General features: G+C 65.1%; 12 protein-coding genes. 7 read left to right on the top strand and 5 right to left on the bottom strand.

Annotation, left to right across the window (positions count from 1 at the left end):
- Positions 1–191 precede the first annotated feature (191 nt).
- Genes ON062_RS00060 through ON062_RS00050 form a run of 3 tightly spaced genes read left to right on the top strand, consistent with a single transcriptional unit; the run spans position 192 to position 2,172 of the window.
- The gene (locus ON062_RS00060) at positions 192–572 is read left to right on the top strand and encodes a GntR family transcriptional regulator (protein ID WP_274645096.1); all 381 of its coding nucleotides are present in this window, start codon (positions 192–194) and stop codon (positions 570–572) included.
- A complete protein-coding gene (locus ON062_RS00055; RefSeq protein ID WP_274645095.1) occupies positions 569–1,480 on the top strand; it encodes an ABC transporter ATP-binding protein in 912 nt (303 codons plus the stop codon). Before ON062_RS00060 ends, ON062_RS00055 begins: the two co-directional genes overlap by 4 nt.
- On the top strand, positions 1,477–2,172 hold the full coding sequence (locus ON062_RS00050) for a hypothetical protein (protein ID WP_274645094.1): 696 nt from the start codon (positions 1,477–1,479) through the stop codon (positions 2,170–2,172). The genes ON062_RS00055 and ON062_RS00050 overlap by 4 nt, the downstream gene beginning before the upstream one ends.
- A gap of 44 nt (positions 2,173–2,216) precedes the next feature.
- Here ON062_RS00050 and ON062_RS00045 read toward each other — a convergent pair whose 3' ends face one another.
- Entirely contained in the window at positions 2,217–2,510 is a 294-nt protein-coding gene (locus ON062_RS00045) for a chorismate mutase (protein WP_274645093.1), read from the bottom strand.
- Between the two features lie 66 nt (positions 2,511–2,576).
- On the opposite strand from ON062_RS00045, the gene ON062_RS00040 reads away from it, so the two are divergent.
- Both ON062_RS00040 and ON062_RS00035 read left to right on the top strand, forming a co-directional pair.
- Entirely contained in the window at positions 2,577–3,737 is a 1,161-nt protein-coding gene (locus ON062_RS00040) for an AI-2E family transporter (RefSeq protein ID WP_274645092.1), read from the top strand.
- Positions 3,738–3,809: 72 nt separating this feature from the next.
- On the top strand, positions 3,810–5,681 hold the full coding sequence (locus tag ON062_RS00035) for an alkyl/aryl-sulfatase (protein WP_274645091.1): 1,872 nt from the start codon (positions 3,810–3,812) through the stop codon (positions 5,679–5,681).
- Between the two features lie 2 nt (positions 5,682–5,683).
- Here the strand turns inward: ON062_RS00035 and ON062_RS00030 are convergent, their stop codons facing one another.
- The 3 genes from ON062_RS00030 to ON062_RS00020 form a co-directional block, all read right to left on the bottom strand.
- The gene (locus ON062_RS00030; RefSeq protein ID WP_274645090.1) at positions 5,684–6,715 is read right to left on the bottom strand and encodes a beta-propeller fold lactonase family protein; all 1,032 of its coding nucleotides are present in this window, start codon (positions 6,713–6,715) and stop codon (positions 5,684–5,686) included.
- The gene (locus tag ON062_RS00025) at positions 6,715–8,001 is read right to left on the bottom strand and encodes an adenylosuccinate synthase (RefSeq protein WP_274645089.1); all 1,287 of its coding nucleotides are present in this window, start codon (positions 7,999–8,001) and stop codon (positions 6,715–6,717) included. Before ON062_RS00025 ends, ON062_RS00030 begins: the two co-directional genes overlap by 1 nt.
- A gap of 68 nt (positions 8,002–8,069) precedes the next feature.
- A complete protein-coding gene (locus ON062_RS00020) occupies positions 8,070–18,260 on the bottom strand; it encodes a DUF5979 domain-containing protein (protein WP_274645088.1) in 10,191 nt (3,396 codons plus the stop codon).
- A gap of 179 nt (positions 18,261–18,439) precedes the next feature.
- Here ON062_RS00020 and argG point away from each other — a divergent pair, with 179 nt between their 5' ends.
- Entirely contained in the window at positions 18,440–19,882 is a 1,443-nt protein-coding gene (argG, locus tag ON062_RS00015; RefSeq protein WP_274645087.1) for an argininosuccinate synthase, read from the top strand.
- 63 nt (positions 19,883–19,945) lie between these two features.
- Here argG and ON062_RS00010 read toward each other — a convergent pair whose 3' ends face one another.
- Complete coding sequence (locus ON062_RS00010) at positions 19,946–20,305, bottom strand: hypothetical protein (RefSeq protein WP_274645086.1); 360 nt, start codon at positions 20,303–20,305, stop codon at positions 19,946–19,948.
- Positions 20,306–20,508: 203 nt separating this feature from the next.
- On the opposite strand from ON062_RS00010, the gene ON062_RS00005 reads away from it, so the two are divergent.
- On the top strand, positions 20,509–23,139 hold the full coding sequence (locus tag ON062_RS00005; RefSeq protein ID WP_274645085.1) for a penicillin acylase family protein: 2,631 nt from the start codon (positions 20,509–20,511) through the stop codon (positions 23,137–23,139).
- Positions 23,140–23,515: the final 376 nt, after the last annotated feature.

Raw genomic sequence — 23,515 nt, 5'->3', positions numbered from 1 at the left:
CGCGGACTGGTCGTCAGTGGCCACAGATGGCCGTGAGAAGCCTAACGATGACACTTCTCGATGTAAAACCGAACGCGCCTTGGGTTCGAATCGTTATCTTCGCGTGATCAGAGACGGGGCTTGACACGAAGGCGATCTATGTTGCATGGTTAGTTAGTCAAGTAAGTAACCAACGAACAAGGGAGGTCTCGATGGACGAAGGCCGTGCTCTGTTCCTGCAGATTGCAGAAAGCGTCGAGGACTCGATCATCGACGGATCGCTGGCTCCCGAGTCACGCGCGCCATCGACGAACGAACTCGCCGCGTTCTATCGCATCAACCCCGCCACCGCCGCCAAGGGCATCGCACTCCTCGTCGACAAGGGTGTGCTGTACAAGCGGCGCGGCATCGGCATGTTCGTCGCCCCCGACGCGTACGACCTGCTTCTCGGCGAGCGCCGCGCACGCTTCGCCACCGGTTACATCGACCCGCTCCTCGCCGAGGCGCGGCGACTCTCGCTCTCAGGCGACGAGCTCGCGGACCTGATCCGCGCTCGCGCCGCTGACACACCTACCGAAGGGAACACCCCATGACCGCCGTGATCGAGGTGAGCCACCTCACCAAGCGCTATCGCACCACGACCGCCGTTGATGACGTCTCGTTCGCCATCGAAGAGAACACCATCTACGGCCTGCTGGGCCGAAACGGTGCCGGCAAGACCACCGTGATGTCGATCCTCACCGCGCAGAACTTCGCGACCTCCGGCACCGTCCGGATTTTCGGCGAAGCCCCGTACGAGAACGCCCACGTGCTCTCGCGCATGTGCTTCGTGCGCGAAAGCCAGCGCTACCCCGACGACGCGCTGCCCTCGCACGCGTTCCGCATGGCATCGCTGTTCTTCCCGAACTGGAACGAAGAGCTCGCACAGCGTCTGATCACAGAGTTCCGCCTCCCCATGAAGACGCGCATCAAGAAGCTCTCGCGTGGGCAGCTTTCTGCCGTGGGCGTCATCATCGGGTTGGCCTCTCGTGCCGAGATCACGTTCTTCGACGAGCCGTATCTCGGCCTCGACGCTGTGGCTCGCCAGATCTTCTACGACCGGCTGCTCGAGGACTACGCCGAGCACCCGCGCACGGTCATCCTGTCGAGCCACCTGATCGATGAGGTGTCGCACCTGATCGAGCGCGTGCTGGTCATCGACGACGGCCGCATCATCATGGATGAATCGACGGATGCTACGCGCGACCGCGCGACGACCATCGTCGGCGATTCGACCGCCGTGGACGCATTCGTCCAGGGGCGCGAGGTGATCCATCGCGAGTCGCTCGGCCGCGTGGCATCCGTCACCGTGCTCGGCGCTCTCAGCGACGCCGACCGCGACCGCCTGTCCCGCGACGGGCTCGACGTCGCACCTGTGTCATTGCAACAGCTCATCGTGCGTCTCACCCAGCGTTCCGGCGCAGGCGAGGATGCACCCCGCAACGAGGAGGAAGCCCGATGAATCGCACCGTCAATGTGCTGCGCATGCAGTTCATCAACAAGCAGACCTATCTCTGGGTGCCGCTGATCATCCTGGCGGGCGCGTTCGCCCTCAGCCTCGCCATCTACGCGATCATCGACGCGGCTGGCGGCGCGGGCCCGAAGTACGGCGGCGGAGCGCAAGCACCCCTGTGGTACTTCATGGTGGTCGGGGTGCAAGCGCTGACGCTCACCTTCCCGTTCTCGCAGGCGATGAGCATCACGCGGCGAGAGTTCTTCTTCGGGACGCTTCTGACCGCGCTCATCACCTCAGCGATCCTCACGTCCGTCTTCATCGTCGGCGGCCTGATCGAGGTCGCCACCGGTGGTTGGGGGATGAACGGGTGGTTCTTCCACCTCGACTGGATCTGGGCGGAAGGGGCGCTCGGCGCGGTGGTGGTCTACTTCTGCACCGCGATGCTCTTCTTCGTGAGCGGATTCTGGTCGGCCACCGTCTACAAACGCTTCAGTGGAATCGGACTGACCATCCTGCTCGTCGGAACCGGAGCGCTGCTCGTGCTCGCGCTCTTCGTGATCGGTCGACTCGACGCATGGGCCCAAGTGGGCGCGTGGATTGCCGGCCAGGGCGCCGTGGGGCTGTCACTGTGGGGTCTGGCCCTCGCCGCGGTCCTGGCGGGACTGTCGTACCTGGTGCTGCGCCGCACGCTCCCCTGATCGCCGCTCGCGACGTCGTGGGAAGACTCACCGAGGCCGCCTGCTCACTTCGAGTCGGCGGCCTCGGTGTGGTGGCGAATGACTTCGGCGACGACGAAGTTGAACCACTTCTCGGCGAACGCGGGATCGAGGTCGGCGTCGACAGCCAGTTCACGCAGGCGCGCGAGTTGGCGCTCTTCACGGGCGGGGTCTGACGGCGGCATCCCGTGCTCTGCCTTGAGCACACCGACCTGTTTGGTCGCCTTGAATCGCTCGGCAAGAAGATAAACCAACGATGCGTCGATGTTGTCGATGCTTCCGCGCAGGCGATTCAGCGTGGTGCTCGGGTCTTCGTTCATGGATGCTCCTCCCCGCATCATGAAGATACCTGAGCATCAGCTGAGTCACGTCACTAAGGTGAGTACATGACCGACGCCCCCCAGACGCCGCCGACTCCGACCGCAGCCGTTCCCGCGACTGCACCCGAGACTGCGGGTTCGGATGCCACCTCCCCCGATCTGCCCACCGGCTTCGCCCGCTGGCGTGCGCTCAGCAACCCGTTCGGAGTGGGATTCTCTCTGACCCTCGGTGGGCTGGTGGCTCTCGTGTTGGGACTTGCCATCGGCAATCTGTCGACGGTCATCATCTACATCGCGTTCGCACTGTTCGTCGCGCTCGGGCTTGACCCCGCCGTTCGAATGCTCGAGCGGCGCAAGGTCGCCCGCGGCTGGTCGATCGTGATCGTGTACGGCGCCTTTGCCCTCGTCCTCACCGCCGTTCTGCTCCTGATCATCCCCACGGTGATCGCGCAGGTCGCTCAGTTCATCCAGGACATCCCCTCGATCGTCGCCAACTTCCAACAGTCGAACGTCTACACGTGGCTCGAGTCGACCTTCGGCGACCCCATCGAATCGCTCACCAACGAGGTGCTGAAATTCCTCTCCGACCCCGGCAACATCGCCACCATCGGCGGCGGCGTGCTGCAGGTCGTCTTCGGTGTCGGCACCGCGATCTCGGGCGGCATCATCGTCATCGTGCTGAGCCTGTATTTCTTGGCATCGCTCGACGCGATGAAGCAGGGGCTGTACCGCCTGGCGCCGGCACGCAGCCGCGCGAAGGTCTCGTCGCTCACGGAAGAGATCACCGAGTCGATCGGTGGCTACCTGATGGGCATGGTGATGCTCGCGTTCTTCAACGCCACCTTCACCCTCATCATGTACCTGATCCTGGGTCTGCAGTTCGCCGCGTTGATGGCGGTCGTCGCCTTCTGCATCACGATCATTCCGCTCGTCGGTCCGGTCTTGTTCTGGATCATCGGCTCGTGCGTCGCCCTCTTGCTCAACCCGGTCGCCGCGCTCATCTTCGCGCTGGCCTACCTGACCTACATGCAAATCGAGGCATACGTGCTCACGCCGCGAGTGATGAACAAGGCTGTGGCGGTACCGGGGTCGCTCGTCGTGATCGGCGCGCTGGTCGGCGGCACCCTGCTCGGACTGCTCGGTGCCCTCATTGCGGTGCCGGTGACGGCATCCATTCTTCTCATCATCAAGCAGGTGGTGATCCCGCACCAAGACGCGAAGATCTAGCGATGAACTCTCGGTGACCGCTCTTCCGTCGCCGAAGAATCCGCGACATGATCGAAGGGATTGGAGCGTGACATGACCTTCTCTGACCCCACCGACGCCATCGTTGCCGCGAACCGCGGACTCCGCGAGAGCCTGCCGTTCGACGACGACGCCGACTTCGCCCTCGCCGACCGCGGATTTCTGGGCACGATCGATCCCCTCGTGATCCGCAACGACGACGGCGACGTCGTCTGGGACGCCGAGTCGTACAACTTCCTGACCGGCGAGGCCCCCGACACGGTGAACCCGAGCCTGTGGCGTCAGTCGACCCTGGCCGCCAAGCACGGTCTGTACGAGGTCGTCGAGGGTGTCTACCAGGTGCGCGGGTTCGACCTGTCGAACATCTCGTTCATCGAGACCGACAACGGCGTCATCGTCATCGACCCGCTCATCTCGGCCGAGCCCGCGGCAGCCGCCCTGAAGCTGTATCGCGAGCACCGCGGCGACCGGCCTGTGAAGGCGGTCATCTTTACGCACAGCCACATCGACCACTTCGGTGGCATCTTCGGCATCACCTCGCAAGAAGAGGTGGACTCGGGGGCCGTCGAGATCATCGCACCCGAAGGCTTCGTCGAGCACTCGGTCGCCGAGAACGTGTATGCCGGAACGGCCATGGGTCGCCGCGCAGGCTACATGTACGGCGCGAAGCTGGCCCGCGGCCCGAAGGGTCAGGTGGGCGCTGGTCTCGGCCAGACCACGTCGACCGGGTGGATCGGCATCATCGTCCCCACGAAGGACATCTCCACCACCGGTGAGACCTACACGGTCGACGGCGTCGAAATCGAGTTCCAGATGGCGCCGGGCACCGAAGCGCCGGCGGAGATGCACTTCTACTTCCCGAAGTATCGCGCGCTGTGCATGGCAGAGAACGCGACCCACAACCTGCACAATCTGCTCACGCTGCGCGGCGCGCTGGTACGCGACCCTCACGTGTGGTCCCGCTACCTGACCGAAGCAATCCACACCTTCGGCGACCGCACCGACGTCGTTTTCGCCTCGCATCACTGGCCGACCTGGGGAGCAGACGAGATCCACACGTTCCTCTCGACGCAGCGCGATCTGTACGGATACCTTCACGACCAGGTGCTGCGCATGCTCAACCGAGGCATGACCGGTACCGAGATCGCCGAGGCGATCGAGCTGCCGCCTGCGATCGAGAACGCGTGGAACGCCCGGGGCTACTACGGGTCGGTCAGTCACAACGTCAAGGCCATCTACCAGCGGTACATGGGCTGGTTCGACGGCAACCCTGCCAACCTGTGGGCGCACACTCCGAGCGAGCTGGCCACCCGCTACGTGTCGGCCATCGGCGGCATCGACCGCGTCGTCGAGATCGCTCAAGCCGCCTACGACACGGGTGACTACCGCTGGGCGGCCACGCTGCTCAGCCACGCAGTGTTCACGGATACGAGCCACGCCAGCGCGCGCGCACTCTACGCTGACACCCTCACCCAGCTCGGCTACGGTTCGGAGAACGGGACGTGGCGGAACTTCTTCCTGTCGGGCGCAACCGAACTCACCGAGGGCAACTTCGGCACCCCCACCAAGACCGATGCGCCGTCAATTGTGGCGCAGCTCAGTCCCGAGCAGCTGTTCGACGCGTTCGCGATCCAGGTAGACGGCCCGCGTGCGTGGCATCTGGATCTGGCCACTGACGTGACCTTCAGCGACCTTGGCCGCAGCTTCCGCGTGACACTGCGCAACGGCGTCCTCGTCTACGCCGAGCGCGAGCCTGTCGATGACGCGCAGCTGCACATCACCCTCACGAAGGCGCGTCTGCTCGCCGTCGCCGGCGGCGACGTGTCACAGGACGGAATTGATGTCACCGGCGACTTCGGCGTGCTCGAGACGCTGCTGAGCGTGCTTCAGCCCGGCGACCCCGACTTCGAGATCGTCCTGCCGTAGCGTCACGCGGCGCTCACCGGGAGGAGGCACGTCACCGACGGCGCCTCCACCCGGTGGCGCGGACGCCCCGGAACGCCGGTGCGGATATCGAGCGAGAGCGAGACGACTTCGTCGGACAGCTGACCACCCACGAGGAGTGTGTCGCGAACCACGAGGTGGTGGCGCGGCCAGTTGACGCCCGAGTCGACCAGCGCGACCGCCTCGGTGCGGTCGCCGCCGTCACGCACGCGCAACACCGCAATGGTGTTGCTGCCGCGCAGGCCCGCGTACAAGTACTCGCCGTCGCGTGAGCGCGCAAGCTCGGCCGCCGCGTCGCCGGGCAGGCCGCCCAGTGGCGTACCGCCAATCACGGCCCAGCGGCCATCGCGCCCCTCGGCGAGCGTGAACACCTCACACGAATACTCGGTGACCACGTGCAGGTGGCCGCTCGGGTGCAACACCATGTGGCGCGGGCCACTGCCGCGGGGCAACACGACCTCGTGGTCGAGAACCAGGCCATCGCGGCTCCCGCGCCAGAACCTGATCAGGTCGAACCCGAGATCCGCAGTCGCGATGCGTCCATCCGGCAGGAAGCGTGCGGAGTGGGCGCGTGACACGCGCTCCTCGAAGCCTGCGTACGGATCGGCAGCGGCGGCACCCAAAGCGGAGGCACGCGGCGTCCCGGCGGAGTCGACATCGATGTGCACGACACGCCCGTCGCCCCAGCAGCTGGCGATCAGCGACGAGCCGTCTGGCGCGACGGCGACATGACAGGTCGCTTCGCCCGCGTTGACGGCATCTCCGAACGCGGTGAAAGATGCTTCCCCCGTGCGTCGATACGCCTGGACGGCGCCCGTCTTCTCGATCGCGGCGTACACCACATCGAGAGAGGGGTGCGCGGCAACCCACGACGGCGAGTCAGCCTCGGCCACCGTGCCCTGGAACGACAGCGGGCCGCCGGCGAGAGAAGAATCCGGCTCGCCAGCCACCAGCATCCCGATCCCCGATGCGCGGCCGTCCATGTCGGGCGTGTACCCGCCCAGCAGGAAGCGCATCAGTCGACGAGGTCGTGGCGGACGATCACCGCGTCGCGGGCGGGGCCGACGCCGATCACCGAAATGCGGGTGCCGCTCATCGCCTCGAGTGCGAGCACGTACTCCTGTGCCTCGATGGGCAGGTCCTCGAACGTGCGTGCCTTCGAGATGTCACCCTTCCAGCCCGGGAAGTACTCGAGAATCGGGGTGGCGTGGTGGAAGTCAGACTGGTTGACGGGGACCTCGTCGAACCGCTCGCCATCCACGTCGTATGCGACACAGACCGGAATCTTGTCGAGACCGCTCAGGATATCGAGCTTGGTGAGCACGAGATCGGTGATGCCGTTGATGCGCGTGGCGTAGCGGGTGATCGGCGCGTCATACCAGCCGACACGACGCGGCCGCCCGGTGGTCGTACCGAATTCGAACCCGCGCTTTCGCAGGAAGTCGCCGTTCTCGTCGAAGAGCTCGGTGGGGAACGGACCCGATCCCACACGCGTCGTGTACGCCTTCACGATTCCGACGATGCGGTCGAGGCGGTTGGGTCCGACTCCCGAGCCCGTCGCGGCGCCACCGGCCGTGGCGGATGAGGAAGTGACGAACGGGTAGGTACCGTGGTCGACGTCGAGCATGGTCGCTTGACCGCCCTCGAAGACCACGACGTCACCGTCATCGAGCGCACGATTGAGCAGCAAGCCGGTGTCGGCGACCATCGGCCGCAGGCGCTCGGCGTAAGAGAGCAGATCGTCAACGATCTCGTCCGGGGTGATCGCGCGCCGATTGAAGAGCGTGACGAGCATGTGGTTGCGCTGGTCGAGGGCGCCCTCGACCTTTTGGCGCAGGATGTTCTCGTCGAAGAGGTCCTGTACCCGAATGCCCACGCGGTTGATCTTGTCGGCGTAGGCTGGCCCGATTCCGCGACCGGTGGTGCCGATCTGGCGCTTACCGAGGAATCGCTCGGTGACCTTGTCGATCGTGCGGTGGTACTGCGTGATGATATGGGCGTTGGCGCTCACACGCAGTCGCGAGGTGTCGAGCCCGCGAGCCTGGAGGGCATCGAGTTCCGCGAAGAGCACTTCGAGGTCGACTACGACGCCGTTGCCGATGACGGCGTTCACCCCCGGGGAGAGGATGCCACTCGGTAGCAGGTGGAGCGCGTACTTCTCGTCGCCGATGACGACGGTGTGGCCGGCGTTGTTACCGCCGTTGAACTTCACCACCCAGTCGGTGCGCTCACCGAGGAGGTCAGTCGCCTTGCCCTTGCCCTCGTCACCCCACTGAACGCCGACGATCACGATGCCTGGCATGGATTCCCCCCGTAGTCGAGACGGTTACACCCCATCCTATCGGGGGGCATCCATGCCACCGCATTTCACTACACCTCGCGACGTCGTAGGACGAATACCAGTCCGGCGGCGATCATGATTGCCGCCAGTCCACCCGCGAAGCCGATCACGCGCGCGTCGAGACCCGTCGCCGGCAGCGGCGGCTCGAAGGTGTTCTCGAGCGTGAACATCAGCTCGGTGCTGTCGAGGATCTCGTAGTACCCGTCGGTGCTCTCCCCCGTCAGGTCGACCTGCGGGATCTCGTTCCCATCAGCGTCGAGCAGACGCGTAGCATCCGCCCCACCGTCATCGGTCTCGGCGACACCACACCACACGCCCACCGGGAGCGCTTCGTACGTGGTGGAGTACTCGTTGGAGTCGTCGAGTGTACGAACGGCCCCGCCGGGGATGTTCGTCCACACGTCGCCGGTCTCGGGATCGATGCATTGGAGCGTGACCTCGAACGGCCCTGCACCGAACTCGTCTGCTCCGCCGCCAGTGATCACCTTCTCGACCGTCACCTGACCGATCAGGAAGGTGTTGGTCACCGTCACGGTCACCGGGTCAGCGAGCGGCCCGCCGATCACCACGGACGCCGGTTCGATCGTCACCTCGTTGGCGCGTGCCGAATCCGTTTCGGTCACCGTGCACTCGGATCCCGTCGGGATGCCCGTGATCGTCGCTTCAAGTGGCTGATCGCCCCCGAGAATCACGTCCTCGTCGTACACGGTGAGCCTTGGAAGCAGGTCCTCTTCGAGGGTGCACGTCACGTGCACCGTGAAGGGGCCCTGGCCGAAGTATTCGGCGCCGTCGCCCGTGACCTGCTTTTCGATGATCAGATCGCCCGACGCGAAGACGTTGATGACGACCATCTCCACGCTGCTGTTCTCCGTCACCGTGACGGTGCCGTCGAGGGCATTCGTGCCGTCACGAGTCACAATGATGACTCCGGTCGCACCGCCGCTCTCGACCTCACTGAGTACACACTCAGCGCCGTTCGGAAGGCCCTCATACGAATTGGCGTATCCGTTGGCTTCGTTGAGCAGTCGCAGCGCGGGGAAGGGCAGGGGTCCGGGAATGTCGATCTCCACCGTTTCGCCCTGGATCTCCCACGTGCACGACAGCGATACGACGAAGTTCGCGTTGCTGCCGAGCTCGCCGCCGGCGCCGATGATCACCTTGCGCACGTCGATCCCGCCGACGTCGTAACGGTTCTCGACGTCGATGGTGACCTCGGCACCCGGCTCGACCACGACCTCGCCGCCGGCCGGTGTGATCGTCACCTCGGATGCGCTCGCACTGTCGGTCTCTTCGAGCACGCACTCTGCGCCGTCGGGAAGATCCTCGTACGTGGTGCTCATGGCGGTGTCTGTCGACAACGTGCGCACCGCCCCGCCCGGAATCTCGATCTCTCCGCCGTTCCAGGTGCACGAAAGGGTGACCTCGAACTCGGCGACGATGCCCTCCTCGCCGTTGACCCAGTCGGCACCGTCACCGGTGATCTCCTTCGTCACGACGATCTCGCCGACATCGAACGTGTTGTCGATCGTCACGGCGACCGGCTCGTCGCCGTCACCCACGGTGACCGTACCCACGGCGGTGTCTTCCCCGTCGTTCGGCTCGATCGTGAAGCTGCTGGCACCGCCGGTGTCAGGCTCGGTGACCTCGCACTCGGCGCCGGGTGGCAGCTGCTCGTACACAACGGTCGACGTCGCCGGGTCGCCGGTGATCTGAAGCGTGCGATCAGCACCGCCGGGGATCTCGATCGGCTCACCGTTCCACGTGCAGTCGAGATGCACCGTGAACGTGTCCGTCGCCCAGAGCTCTGCTCCGTCACCCGAGGCGATCTTGGTCACCTCGATCTCATCGGTCACGAACGTGTTGACGAGCGTGAACTGCAGGTCGTCGTCCTCGGTCACGGTCCAGGTGTCCACGGGCTGGCCGTTGGCATCTTCGAACACAGTGGACGAGGCGTACCCGTCGTCCGTTTCCGTCAGTTCACACTCGGCTCCGACGGGAAGCGGCGAGTACGTCGTCGCGTATCCGTTCGACTCGTCGAGCGTGCGATCGGCACCACCGGGAATCTCGATGACCCGCTCCGGGAAGTCCGGGTCGGTGCAGTCGATCGTGATGGCGAAGCTGTCGGGCGCCCAGTAGGTGTCACCCTCCAGCACCTTCTGCACCGTCACGCTGCCTTCGAGGTATGTGTTCGTCACGGTGACGGTCACCACCTCGTCCGCGCCCGAACCGATGACCACCGTCGTGGGGTCGATCGTGTACTCGTCCGCGTATCCCATGTCGGTCTCTTCGAACGAGCACTCAGAGCCCGTTGCAATGTTCTCGATCGTCGCGGTGAAGTCCGTGTCGTCGTCTGCGGTGCTCGGGTCATCGGATGCCGCGTCGAACACGACGTCACCCGCCCAGGTCACGTCCCCATCGAGGGCGCATGAGACCGCCACCGTGTAGGGACCCGACGCGAAGGGCGAATCGACCGGGTCGATGACCTTCTCGAGGGTCAGCGAGCCACTGTCGAAGGTGTTCTCCACGTCGATCTCGACTGTGGTCTGGCCTTCGTCGAGCGGCGAGACCACAAAGGTCACTCCTGTCTCATCCGACGGCGTGATGTCTCCATCCGCTGTCGTGCCCGAGATGACGACGCCAGCTGCGTCATCACTATCGGTCTCCGACACGGTGCACTCCGAGCCTGCCGGCAAACCCGTGATCTCGGCATCTGCGTCGGCATCGATCGTGATCACCATCGGTGACGCGGTGTATCCGTCACCCCACACCGGGGCACCCAGGAACGTGCAATCGACGCTGAGCTCGAAGGGACCGTATCCGATCGGCTCGCCCTCGGCATCCACTGCATCCGACACCACCGTCTTGTGCAGCGCGATCGCGCCATCGTCGAAGCGGTTGTCGACAGTGACGTCGACCTCGGCGCCGGGCTCGATCGTGACCGTGCCATCGTTGGGCGTGAGGGTCACCGCCGCGGCACCCGAGTCGTCCGTCTCGGTGACGGTGCATTCAGCGCCGTCGGGCAGATCGTCGTACGTCGTCGTGAAGGCGCCCGCAGCAGAGAGCGTGCGCGCCGAGCCGCCGAGAATATCGATTGTCTCGCCATTCCACGTGCACGACAGGTCGATGTCGAAGCTTCCGATGACGGCCCAGTCCGCGGCATCCCCCGACAGCGTCTTCGTGACGACCAACTGGCCGACATCAAACGTGTTGTCCACCGTCACGAGTACGGGCTCATCCGGTCCACCAACGACGATCTCGCCGCCGTTGGGCGTGATGACGGAGCTGCTCGCCCCACCGTCGTCGATCTCAGTGACCGTGCACTCCGCACCCGGCGGAAGCGCCTCGTAGGTCACCGTCTCACCGACGGTGACCGTGCGGGTTGGGCCACCGGGAATGTCGATCTCAGTGACGATTCCGTCAATTTCGGCCGTGCACGACAGCGACACGGTGAACTCGGCGTCATCCCACAGACCCTCGCCGTCGCCGGAGGATTCCTTGGTGACGTCGATGCTGCCGACCTCGAACGTGTTCACCACGGTGAACGAACGCTCGACATCGCCCTGGACCTGCCAGAAGCTGACCGGCTCGCCGGTGGCATCGTCGTAGATCTCACTGCTGGCCGAGTTGCCGGGATCGGTCTCGTTGAGGATGCAGTATGCGCCGGCGGGAAGCCGCTCGTACGTCGTCGTGTAGCTGTTCGACTCGTCCAGGGTGCGCACTGCCCCACCGGGGATCACGACGAACAGTTCACCGCTCGTCACGTCGATGCACGTGATCGTGACGTCGAAGGCCGAGTCGGCCCAGCTCGTGTCACCGGCGAAGTCCTTCTTCACGGTGGCACTGCCCTCGGCGAACGTGTTGGTGATCGTGACGTTGACCGATTCGTCGCTGACGATCGTCACCGGTGAGGTCTCGATGGTCGTCGTCGTCGCGTTGCCGTCATCCGTCTCGACGACGGTGCATTCCGAGCCCGTGGCAATCCCGTCGATCTGCACGGTGGCCGGGACTGACGCGTCGTTCGGGTCGGGCCCGAGCACGATCTCGTCGGACCACGTGGACTCACCGTCGAGGACGCAATCGACCTGCACCAGGTACGGTCCCTCGGCAAATGGCGAATCCGCCGGCTCGACCACCTTGGTGAGCACCAGCGATCCGTCGCCGAACACGTTGTCGAACTCGACAGCGTTGGTGACGGCGTTGTCGGCGTCGGGGGTCAGCACGATCGTGATCGACGTGTCGTCGGTGGCCGGCACGTCGCCATCGGCGTTCGTGCCCGTCGTCGTCGTGCTCTCCGCGCCGTCGGTGTCGGTCTCACCCACCATGCAGGTCGCGTTCGCGGGGAGCCCCGTGAGTGTGACGGTTTCATCGGCATCCAGCGAAATGATCATCGGGCTCACGGCGTAGCCGTCGGCAAGGACGACCTCGCCGACGAACGTGCACGTCACCGCGACAGTGAAGAGACCGTACTCGATGGGAGTGCCGTCCTGGTCGACGGCCTCAGACTCCACGCTCTTCGAGATCTCGAGTCCCGCGACGTCGTAGTAGTTGTCGAGGGTCGCCTCACCCACGGGTGAGCCTTCGGGGTTGTCCGGGCCGACGACCACGCCGCCGGTACCCGACGAGGAGATCTGACCATTGTCGCCCTCGACGATCTCGCACTCGGCGCCGTACGGAAGGTCCTCGACCGGCTGTGCAACATCGGGCGTGAGCTGCAGCGTGATCGGATCGAGCTCTGTCTCCACAGGAGTACCGACCGCCGAGACACACTGCAGTGTCACCGTGAGTGGGTCGGGAGCGAAGTCCTCGCCGGGGCCGCTCGTAGTCTTCAGCACCTCGAGGTCACCGGTCGCCAGGGCGACACCGGTCTTCGTCCCTTCCACAGGGACCATGTCCTGCGAACCCGTGCTCTGTGGGAGCGTCACGTGTGCGCCGGTGGCCACGGTGTTCCACGCGATGGTGTTCGTTCCCGCGGTCTCCGATTCGGCGGGGGTGATGCTGCGAGCGTCCATGAGGAGGATCTCGCCGGGCATCAGAGGTTGACCCGAGAGATCGATCAAAGTCTGCACGCCAGTGATCGTGGCCGCGTCCTGGACGTCCCCGGCTTCGACCCACTCGCCAGCGGGGCACGTGTCCCATTCGGTCACGGAGAGATCATCGGTGCACACATCACCCGTGGTGACGCGGTAGCTCCAAGACGTCGGCTGCCGGTCGGGGAACTCGATGCTGCCGGGAATGAAGATCGGACTCCACTGGCTCCCTCGCTCGATGTCGCTGATCGCGCCGGTGTCACCCGGGGTGGGAAGTCGGTCAACGAGCATCAACCGATCCATCGGGATGTTTCCGGTGTTCGCGATAGCCATGCGCCACACGACCTCACCGCCGGGCTTGGAGATTGGCACGCAGGTGGCGGTGTAGAACGTCTCACCGTCCGGAACGAGGTCCGGGTTGGTGACCGGTCCACAGTCCTCACCCGTGTTGCTGTTGAACTGACCCAACTCGTCGTCGACGGTGCGCACGAGCTTGCCCGAGCGCGCGGCGCCGGCCGAGAGGACCTGGACATTCGTCGTGGTCTCACACGTCGACGTGGCCGGGCCCGTCCCGTTGCACTCGTCGAAGATACGGTCGCCCGAGACCCCCGCATCGTTGTTGATGACGGTGTTCGCGGGCACACCGGGCACCGTGACCATGTCGATCGTGATGGTGTAGGTCTCGCCGACCTCAAGGTTGGTGCCTTCGGGGAAGGTGAAGGTGTAGAGCTCACCGCTGACCGTGACGGTCACGTCAGCCGGGTCTACCGGCATCGGGAGTCCCGTCGACCCTGCCGGCGTCCCCGAGAGGGCGTAGGCGTACGGGCCGGCATCCCCCGCATCGGGATCAAGCATCAGCACACCCGCGTCAGGCTCGTCCGTGATGACGGGGTTCTCGATCGGCCACTCGCCCGTGTTAGTCACCGAGATCGTGTACGGGATCACGGCGCCGGGGAACACCTGCTCGCCCGCGTCCGGCGTCTTTTCGATCGTCACCGCACTGGGGAGGTGACGGTAATAGATCGTGTCGGATGCCGCAGCGCTGACCACGTTGGGGCTGCTGGCATCCTCTTGGTCACACGAGGGGCCGAGGATGGCGCAGGCGTACACGTTGATGTCGTTCGTGAACTCACCGGGAGCCGCCTCGTCGGGGGCGGGTGCCAGGTCTGCACGGTCCGAGGGCACCTCCCCACCGGTACGCAGTTCGCCGCGACGCTGTACCAGCACGGGGACGTCCTGACGTGGGTTGGTGGGGTTCTCCCACTGCACCGGGTTGCCCTGATCATCGAGCTGCGTGAACGAGAAGCGCACACCCTGGATCTCATCCTCGGTGACGCCGAACGGAAGCGGGTCGGCGAGGAATTCTTCCTCGGTCAGGGTCTGACCGTTCTGCCACGCCCCACCGGTGGCGACGATGGTGTCGCCGACCACCGTGTAGGTCACACCGGTGAGGACATCCATGCGCACCCGGTTGATCGGGTCGGTGAGCACGAACGACGGGTCGATGCCGACGTAGTCGAACGCGTTCCAGAAGCTCTCGTCGCGGTCGGTGATGCGGGTCGCGCCCGTCCTCGCAGACCCTTGCGGCTGCACCGAAAGGGTCATCACCACTGGTGAGTCGTCGGGCTCAGTTTGTTCGTCGGGGGTGAAGACCTTCTCGCCGGCAACCTCGAGGTTGAGCTGATCGAACTCGACAGTCGCGCTCGCATCTGCCTCGGTGACGTTCTCTCCGTCGACTCCGCCGCCGGCGTCCTCGACCGTGGCGAGGGCATAGTTCGTCAGCGGATCCGGTATCGGGTCCGTCGTTGAATCGAGCACGATCGGGGTCGACGAGCGTGTCTCGGTGCGAAGCCGAAGGTCCATGACGACCACTCCGTGCGCATCGGAGTCAATGCGACCGTAGAAATCGACCGTTACTCCCACCACGTTGGCCAGGAACGCCGGGCCAAGGGTAAGCGCCTCATCCCGTGTGAGGACAGAAGTCGAGTCGGCCACGCCATCGCCATCGACATCGCGCGCCAACGTCACCGTCGTCTGGGCGGCATCCGCACCACTCGGCGTCGAAATCGTCGAGAAGAACAGGAGGTCGAAGTACTCGAAAGGCGTCTCAGGCGCACCCGGTGTCGGATCCTCGATCCGCAGATGGTCAACCTTCGTTGCGGTCAGGTTCTGTACGTCCAGCGTCACGCGACCGGTCGGATAGTCGGCCTGCGTCGTGCCCTCGATCGGCAGACCGAACGGGCTGTTCGACCATGTCTTGGTGAGGTTGACGTTCAGCGGCACGTCGAGGATTGCGATCGTGTCGGCATCGTCGGTGTCGATCACCGTCTCGCCGGACGCATCGGTTCCCGTCGCATTAGCAACGTCGAGCACCGTACCGATCGTGGGGTCGTCATCGTCGATGTTGTAGTCCTGGTAGCCCATGACCGGCGATCCGTCAGAACGACGCTCATCGCGCAGACGGAAGTGCAGCGACACTTCACGATCGTTTCCGCTCGAGCGGCTGACCCCACTGCCCACGGGCGGCGCGGTCGGATCCGTGGCATCCACTCGACCCGAGCCTTCCTCGAAGACCAAGCGAACCGCCAGCGCGGCCGCGCGTTCGGGGTTCTGCAGCGTCACTCCCGGGAAGGATCCGTCACACGGACACGGGTCGTTGACGATCGGCCCCCATGAGGTTCCATCCCAGATCTCAATTGCCACGATCTGGTCGTACTGCAGGTGCGGGTCCATCTCGGGCGTGATCGCGTCGATGCTGATGAGGTCGAAGGCGTCGTAGAACGACCCGGCGAGCGCCGCGGCATCCTCGTCAGGGTCCCCCGTGAGCACGGGAGGTGCGGACTCGTCCTGAATCACCATCTGGTCGACGCCACTCAACCCGCCCGTCGACCAGTACAGGTGCGCGCGCACATTGTCTTGCGAGCGGGCAACGACCGTGTTCGGGCTGATGTCCTTGTCCAGCGCGTCCGGCCCCTCGTCGGGGTCGAACGGGTCAAGGTTGATCTCATCGCAGTCGGCGGCTGTGGCCGCGAACGTGGACTGCAGACCGTCTTCGCCGGAGGCCGAACTGCTACCGCAGTTCTCGATCGCGTAGGTCGGGCCGTCAGGGTCGTCCGGGAACGTCGTGGTGGTGTCGCGCTCGCTATCACGGATCTCGGCCGTGAAGTGCGGGGCAACCGTCGTTCCCGGCGGGAGAGATGAACCATCGTCAGCGGTGTAGACGAACTGCAGGCCCTCGATCTCTTCCTGCTGCTCGGGAGTGAGCTCCATCGTGAAGTTGTCGACGGGCCCTTCGACCGAGACGGGGTCGCCGTTCTCGTCGAGGAGCGGCACCCACTCGCTGCCGTTCCAATAGTTGATCGTCATCGTGGTGTTCGGCGGCACCGCGGTGTTGGTGATCTCAGTGGCGTCGAACTTGTCCCAGAACGTCCCATCGACGTCGTAGGGAACAGTCTGCGGCTCTTGCACCACGATCTCCGTGGCATCCGTCGTCGATCCGGGGAACGGAGCGAGCTGGCCCGACAGCGTGACAAGAACCCACTCGCCCGGGCGATCCAGAATCTCCGAGGGGTAGATCGACTTGTCCATGATCGTCTCGAGGTGCTTTTCGTAGACGAGGAGGTCATCGTCGACGTCCACCGAGACATTTCCACCTGCAGGGCCGGTGCCATCAACGGTGGCGACGTTCGTGATCGTGGCCGGATAGCCCGCCTGGTCGGGATCGGTGTCCACGTCGAACGGGATCTCAGTAGAACCCCCGGATGCGATGTCTCCGGTGAACGTGATCTCGAACCGCACAACGGTGCCACTGGGCGCCGGCGGCTCGGCGCCATCTGCGAAGTCGAGCGGGCCCTCTGAGGTGCCGTCGTCGTAGTAGTAGGTGATCGACGCGCCGGTCGCACCCTGCGGGTAATCGATACCGTCGGTGAAACCGCCGAAGGCCATAGAGGCATCGAAGCCACCGGCGTACGGATCGTCGGGGTCGGTGAGCGCAGGCTCGGTGATGGTCATGTCCGTCAACGCGAAGTCGCTGTCGTTGGTGGCCGTGATCGTCGCGGTGCTCGAGTCGCCCGCCGCTACCTCATTGGGATCGAATTCCTTCGACGCCGTGATGTCGATATCTTCGGCCACGATCTCGTGAGTAGCCGAGGCATCGTCACTGTCGGTGTTGCCGTCGAGATCCACCGTGCCGTCAACCGTGTTGGTGACGGTGGTCGTCGGGAGTTCCTGAACGTCGTCGGGCTGCTCCATGCCGATCTCGGCCGAACCGGTCGAGCCCGCGGCGATTCCGGGGTCATCGGTCGACGTGAAGACGACCTGCACACCCTTAACGTCGGCGGGGTCGACCGACGCCGGGGCAGTGGGCTGATCCGGAGCGGTGACGACCGGGCCGGGAACCCAGGCCTGAGTGGTGTCATCCCACACCAGCACCTGTGCGGTCTCCGCGCCGTCGGGGTAGGTGACGGTACCGATACCCGTGAAAGGCAGGACGTCGAACGGGTTGTCCGCGGCCGTGGGATCGACGGGGTCGGTCAGGGTGACGGTGTCGACGTTCGCGTTCGAGGTGTTCTGTGCGCTCACGGTCGCCGTCACCGGCAGCCCCGGCGTTGCGACGGCGCTCGCGGGATCCATGGTCTTCGACGTGTCGACATCGAGGTCGAGCGGGATCACGAGCGTGACATCGGCGGAAGAGTCCAGCGGACCAGAGGTCTGCGTCGAAGCATCCGTCACAGCAGTATTTGTAAGAGTCGTGCCGTTCAGTTCATACGGCAGCGGGTCACGGACCGTGACGCTGATTGTGATGATGCCGGTGGTACCGCCGGGGATGCCTGACCCGCCGCTGGCCGTCGGCATGTCGAAGTCGACTTCGACGTCCTGCCCGTCGACGCTCGAGGTGCCGCTGAGGCCGGCGCCGATCGTGACGCTGTTGACGATGAGCTCACCCGGAACCGAGTCGGTGAGCACTGCGTCGTTACAACCCGTGGTGATCGAGGTGCACGACACCACGATGCTGTAGCTGAAGGTCTGGCCGGGTACGACCTCGCTGACGCTGGCGGTCTTGGTGACCTGCACATCGCCGTCCGCGGCGAAGGCGGCGGGGGCGACCCCGACGAGGACGGATGCCGCGGCGAGCGTGACGGCGGTCAGTGCCGCCAACCAACGCCTGAGCTGACGCGGATGCTGTCGTGCCATCTCCCTGAGAGCCTCCCGTACGCCACACCTCGCGCCAGCCTATGGGTAAGCACCTGCCCCGTGCTAGGCGTGACGGGCGTGAAAGGTGTGAACGTTGCGCATCTGTTACAACGCGACCAGCGCTAGAGGCCGTTCACCCCGTTTCGGGCCGAATCCCGCGCGACGGTAGGCTGGAGCGCATGTCGAAGGTCCTTCAGTCTCTGCCCGTCGGCGAACGCGTCGGCATCGCCTTCTCGGGAGGTCTCGACACCTCCGTCGCGGTCGCGTGGATGCGCGATAAGGGCGCAGTCCCGTGCACCTATACGGGTGACCTCGGTCAGCCCGATGAAGACGACATCGAGTCGATCCCCGGGCGCGCTCTCGAGTACGGCGCCGAGGTCTCGCGCCTGGTCGACTGCAAGACCGCGCTCGTCGAAGAAGGCTTCGGCGCTCTCGCGTGCGGCGCGTTCCACATCCGCTCAGGCGGACGCACCTACTTCAACACCACGCCCATCGGTCGCGCGGTGACCGGCACCCTCCTTGTGCGCGCAATGAAAGAGGACGGCGTCGACATCTGGGGCGACGGCTCGACCTATAAGGGCAACGACATCGAGCGCTTCTACCGCTACGGTCTGCTCGCCAATCCCGCGCTGCGCATCTACAAGCCCTGGTTGGATGCCGACTTCGTCACCGAGCTGGGTGGACGCCAGGAGATGAGCGAATGGCTCGTCGAGCACGGCTTCCCCTATCGCGACTCTGCCGAGAAGGCGTACTCGACCGACGCGAACATCTGGGGCGCGACGCACGAGGCGAAGACCCTCGAGCACCTTGATGTCTCGCTCGAGACCGTCGAGCCAATCATGGGCGTGCGCTTCTGGGACCCGTCCGTCGCGATCGAAACCGAAGACGTCACCGTCACCTTCGACGCCGGCCGCCCCGTGGCCCTCAACGGGCGCGAGTTCAGCGACCCCGTCGCTCTCGTGTTCGAGGCCAACCGCATCGGCGGTCGTCACGGACTCGGAATGAGCGACCAGATCGAAAACCGCATCATCGAAGCGAAGTCGCGTGGCATCTACGAGGCCCCCGGCATGGCGCTGCTGTTCATCGCATACGAGCGCCTGGTCAACAGCATCCTGAACGAAGACACCCTCGCGACCTATCACGAGCAGGGCCGCCGGCTGGGTCGCCTTATGTATGAGGGTCGCTGGCTCGAGCCGCAGTCGCTCATGCTGCGCGAGTCGGTCCAGAAGTGGGTCGGGTCGACCATCTCGGGCACCGTGACGCTGCGCCTGCGCCGCGGCGAGGACTACACGATCCTCGACACCACCGCGCCGCACATGTCGTACGGCCCCGAGAAGCTCTCGATGGAGCGCGTCGGCGATGCCGCATTCGGCCCCACCGACCGCATCGGCCAGCTCACGATGCGCAATCTCGACATCGCCGACTCGCGCGCACGCCTCGAGCACTATGCCGCCGCAGGCCTCATCGGCGGACCGACCGGTGAACTCGTCGGCCGTGTGACCGCGGGCGAAGCCGACGAGATCACGGAGCACGCGTCGCCGCTCGGCGCCGAGAAGGAATCTCTTGCGGATGCCGTGGACGAAGCATCCGAGGGCGCCGCATTCGACTTCGGCACCGACTGAGCACCACGTACACAAAACGGGTCGGGCGCTGCGGCGTCCGACCCGTTTTTCTTGTGGTGTGCGTCAGCCGACACCGCCGTCCGACTTCTCGCAGGTTCCGTCGCGGATCACGTAGCCATCTTGATTCTCTTGATTTTGTCCCGGGAAGACCACCGTGTCTCCATCCCACACGTACGTGAAGGCCGGAATGATGTCTTCGTCATTCTGGTGCTTCTCGTGCGCGCGGATGACCGCGACCTTGTCAGTTTCGATGTAGACGTACGGATTCTTGGCGCTGTGCGTCGCGTGGCAATACGCGACCTTGTGGCTCCCATCGACGGGTTGCGAGGCGAGCGCTGGCGAGGCCCCTGCCAAAGCGAGGGCTGCCGTGAGAGGAACAACGGCCCCCATGGCCGCGACCCTCTTGGACATGCGAATAGACATCGTCCGACTCCTTTCCCCAGAAATGTCGGATGCTTCCACCGTCGCACCGCGCGTGTGCGTCGTCAAGAGGTCTCGCGCGCGCAAACCCAAGCCGGATTCGGTTACCTGTGTCATGCGGGTTAGCATTCCTCAGGCCGCAACCCGAACCTGCGGCTCGCCCGCGGCATGTCTGCGAGCGCGATCCACAACCCGAAAGCCCTTCAATGTCGAAGCCCGTGATCGAAGAGGTCGCTCCCGAAGAGGCCACTGCCCGACCCCGCCGCTCGGTGGGTCGCATCGTCGGCATCTCCGTTTTCAGCGTGGTCGCCGGAGTCATCATCCTTGCGCTCATCGCTGCCGGCACCCTCGCCTACACAGTGCAGCGTTCGTTCCCGCAGCTCGAGGGATCAGTCACCGTCTCGGGGCTCGGCGCCGATGTCACCGTGCAGCGTGACGTGCGCGGCATCCCGACCATCACGGCGAAGACCACGGACGACCTGTTCTTCGCCGAAGGCTACGTGCACGCGCAGGATCGCTTCTGGGAGATGGACTTCCGCCGGCACCTGACCAGCGGGCGGCTGTCGGAACTGTTCGGCGAATCGCAACTGGCGACGGACAAGTTTCTGCGCACCCTTGGTTGGCGTGAGGTCGCCGAACAAGAGGTCGAGGCGCTCGACGACACGACGCGTTCGTACTATGACGCGTACGCCGACGGCGTGAACGCCTACCTCGCCGAGCACGACGGAGCCGACGTCTCGTTCGAATATGCCGTTCTCGGACTACAGAACGGTGACTACGAGATCGAGCCATGGACGGCCGCGGACTCGGTCGCATGGCTGAAGGCGATGGCCTGGGACCTCCGCAGCAACATCGAGGATGAGACGCAGCGCGCGGTTCTCGCCCAGACGTTGTCGTCGGAAGAGATCGACGGGCTGTACCCGGGGTACCCGTTCGATGAGAACCCGGTAATCGTGCCGGTGATCTCGGACGTGCCCGCTGTCGGCTCCGCTGCCCAGCCGGCTTCTGCTCGCGGTCACGTCGAGGGCTCTGAGGTATCGACGGCGTCGCTGGAATGGACCGAAGTCGGTAGCGTCATCGAAGCGGTCTCGGCTCTCGTCGGCGACACCGGCGAGGGCATCGGCTCGAACTCGTGGGTTGTCTCGGGCGCATATACCGATACCGGCATGCCACTCCTTACCAATGACCCTCACCTCGGCGCTTCACTGCCCAGCGTCTGGTACCAGGTGGGCCTGAAGTGCGCGTCCGTGAGCGAGTCGTGCCCCTTCGATGTGTCGGGCTTCAGTTTCTCGGGGTTGCCGGGTGTCATCATCGGCCACAACGACCGCATCGCGTGGGGCTTCACGAACCTCACGACCGACGTCACCGACCTGTACCTCGAGAAGGTTGACGGCGACTCGTATTGGCGCGATGGCGAACTCATTCCTCTCGATGTGCGCACCGAAACGCTCAAGGTCGCCGGTAGTGACGACGTCGAACTCACCATCCGAAGCACGGTGCACGGCCCCATCGTCTCGGGCCTGACCTCGGACTTCACGAGCATCACCGAGGAACCCTACGTGGGCAGCGGCGGCGACATCACCCCGGCCGAAGGTGCGCCCGAAGGCGAGTACGCGGTCAGCCTGCGGTGGACGGCACTTGAGCCCGGCACCACCGCGACAGCGATTTTCGACCTGAACCTGGCGCAGAACTTCGATGACTTCCGTGGCGCGGCGCAGAAGTTTGACGTCCCGGCGCAGAACCTGATCTACGCCGACGTCGACGGCAACATCGGGTACCAGACGCCCGGCCGCTTGCCGATTCGCGGCGCCGGCGATGGCTCGATGCCTCAGCCAGGATGGGACTCTGCCTACGATTGGGACGGCTTCATCCCGTTCGAGGAGCTCCCCGTGGTGCTCAACCCCGAGGACGGCTACGTCGTGACCGCCAATAACGCGATCGTCGACGACTCGTACGAATACTTCCTGACCTCCGACTGGGACTACGGCTACCGGGCCGCGCGCATCACCGATCTGCTTGAGCGCAAGATCGCCGAGGGCCCCATCACTGCCGAAGGACTGCGGCAGATCCTCGCCGATAACGAGTTCTGGATCGGCAAGCGGCTCATCGCGGCGTACCTCGACGTGTCGCTGGGTGAAGAGGGTCCGGATGCTGCGCTTGACCTCCTACGGCAATGGGACGCTCAGAACGATGCGTCCTCCGCCGGCGCCGCGTACGCGAACGTCCTGTGGGACGAGCTCGCGCAGAACCTGTTCACGCGCGGGCGTGAGAACCCCGCCCCGTTGACCGATCAGGCGCGCATGTTCCTCGTCGTTGACCAGTTGCTTGACGACCCCGAGTCAGAGTGGTGGACCAACGACGCCCTGGGTGTCTCGAGCCAGGAAGAGATGCTCGCGCTCAGCGCGAAGGGCGCCTACGACACACTCGTCTCACTGTCGGGCAGCAACATGTCGGGATGGTCGTGGGGCTCGTTGCACGCTTTGCCGCTCACATCGGACACGTTCGGGTCGTCGGGGATCGCCGCAATCGAGTATCTGTTCAATCGCGGCCCGTACCCGGCGGGCGGCGGAAGCTCAGTCGTGAACGCGACCGGGTGGAACGTCGGCACGAGCTTTGCCACCGTGACCGTGCCGTCGATGCGCATGATCGTTGACCTCTCGGACTTCGACGCATCGGGCTGGAACCACCTCACCGGCGCGAGCGGGCACACCTACCACCCGAACTACGTCGATCAGACCGAGGCGTGGCAGAAGGTCGAGCTCACACCCTGGGCGTTCTCCCGTGATGCGGTGGATGCCGCCACCACGCACACGCTCAACCTGACGCCCGCCGACTGACCTCGGGCGCCGGGCGCGGTTCCCCGCGCCCCGCGCCCCTTCGGCCCCACTCTCCCGACGCTCCACCCCCAAGATCTGCTGTCGGCTACAACCGATTCTGAGGGCGGAGCGACGTGGGCGCGCCCACGAGCCGACCACCCAGCGTTCCGCCCCCACAAACTGCCACCGGACGGAGCAGAATCTGGGGGCGGAGCGATGAAGTTCCGGGTGCGAGCGCGGATCGGCCACCGGCCTGCTCTACCCCCACAAACTGCTGTCGGCTACAACCGATTCTGGGGGCGGAGCGACGTGGGCGCGCCCACGAGCCGACCACCCAGCGTTCCGGGTCAAGTCCCGTCGTGTGGTGTCATTCCTGCTGTTGCCTGGGGGTGGTTGG

This window comes from Microbacterium sp. C7(2022) (assembly GCF_028823665.1).
Taxonomy (GTDB): domain Bacteria; phylum Actinomycetota; class Actinomycetes; order Actinomycetales; family Microbacteriaceae; genus Microbacterium.
Note: the sequence above shows the minus strand (reverse complement) of the source record. Positions and strands in the feature narration are given on the sequence as shown.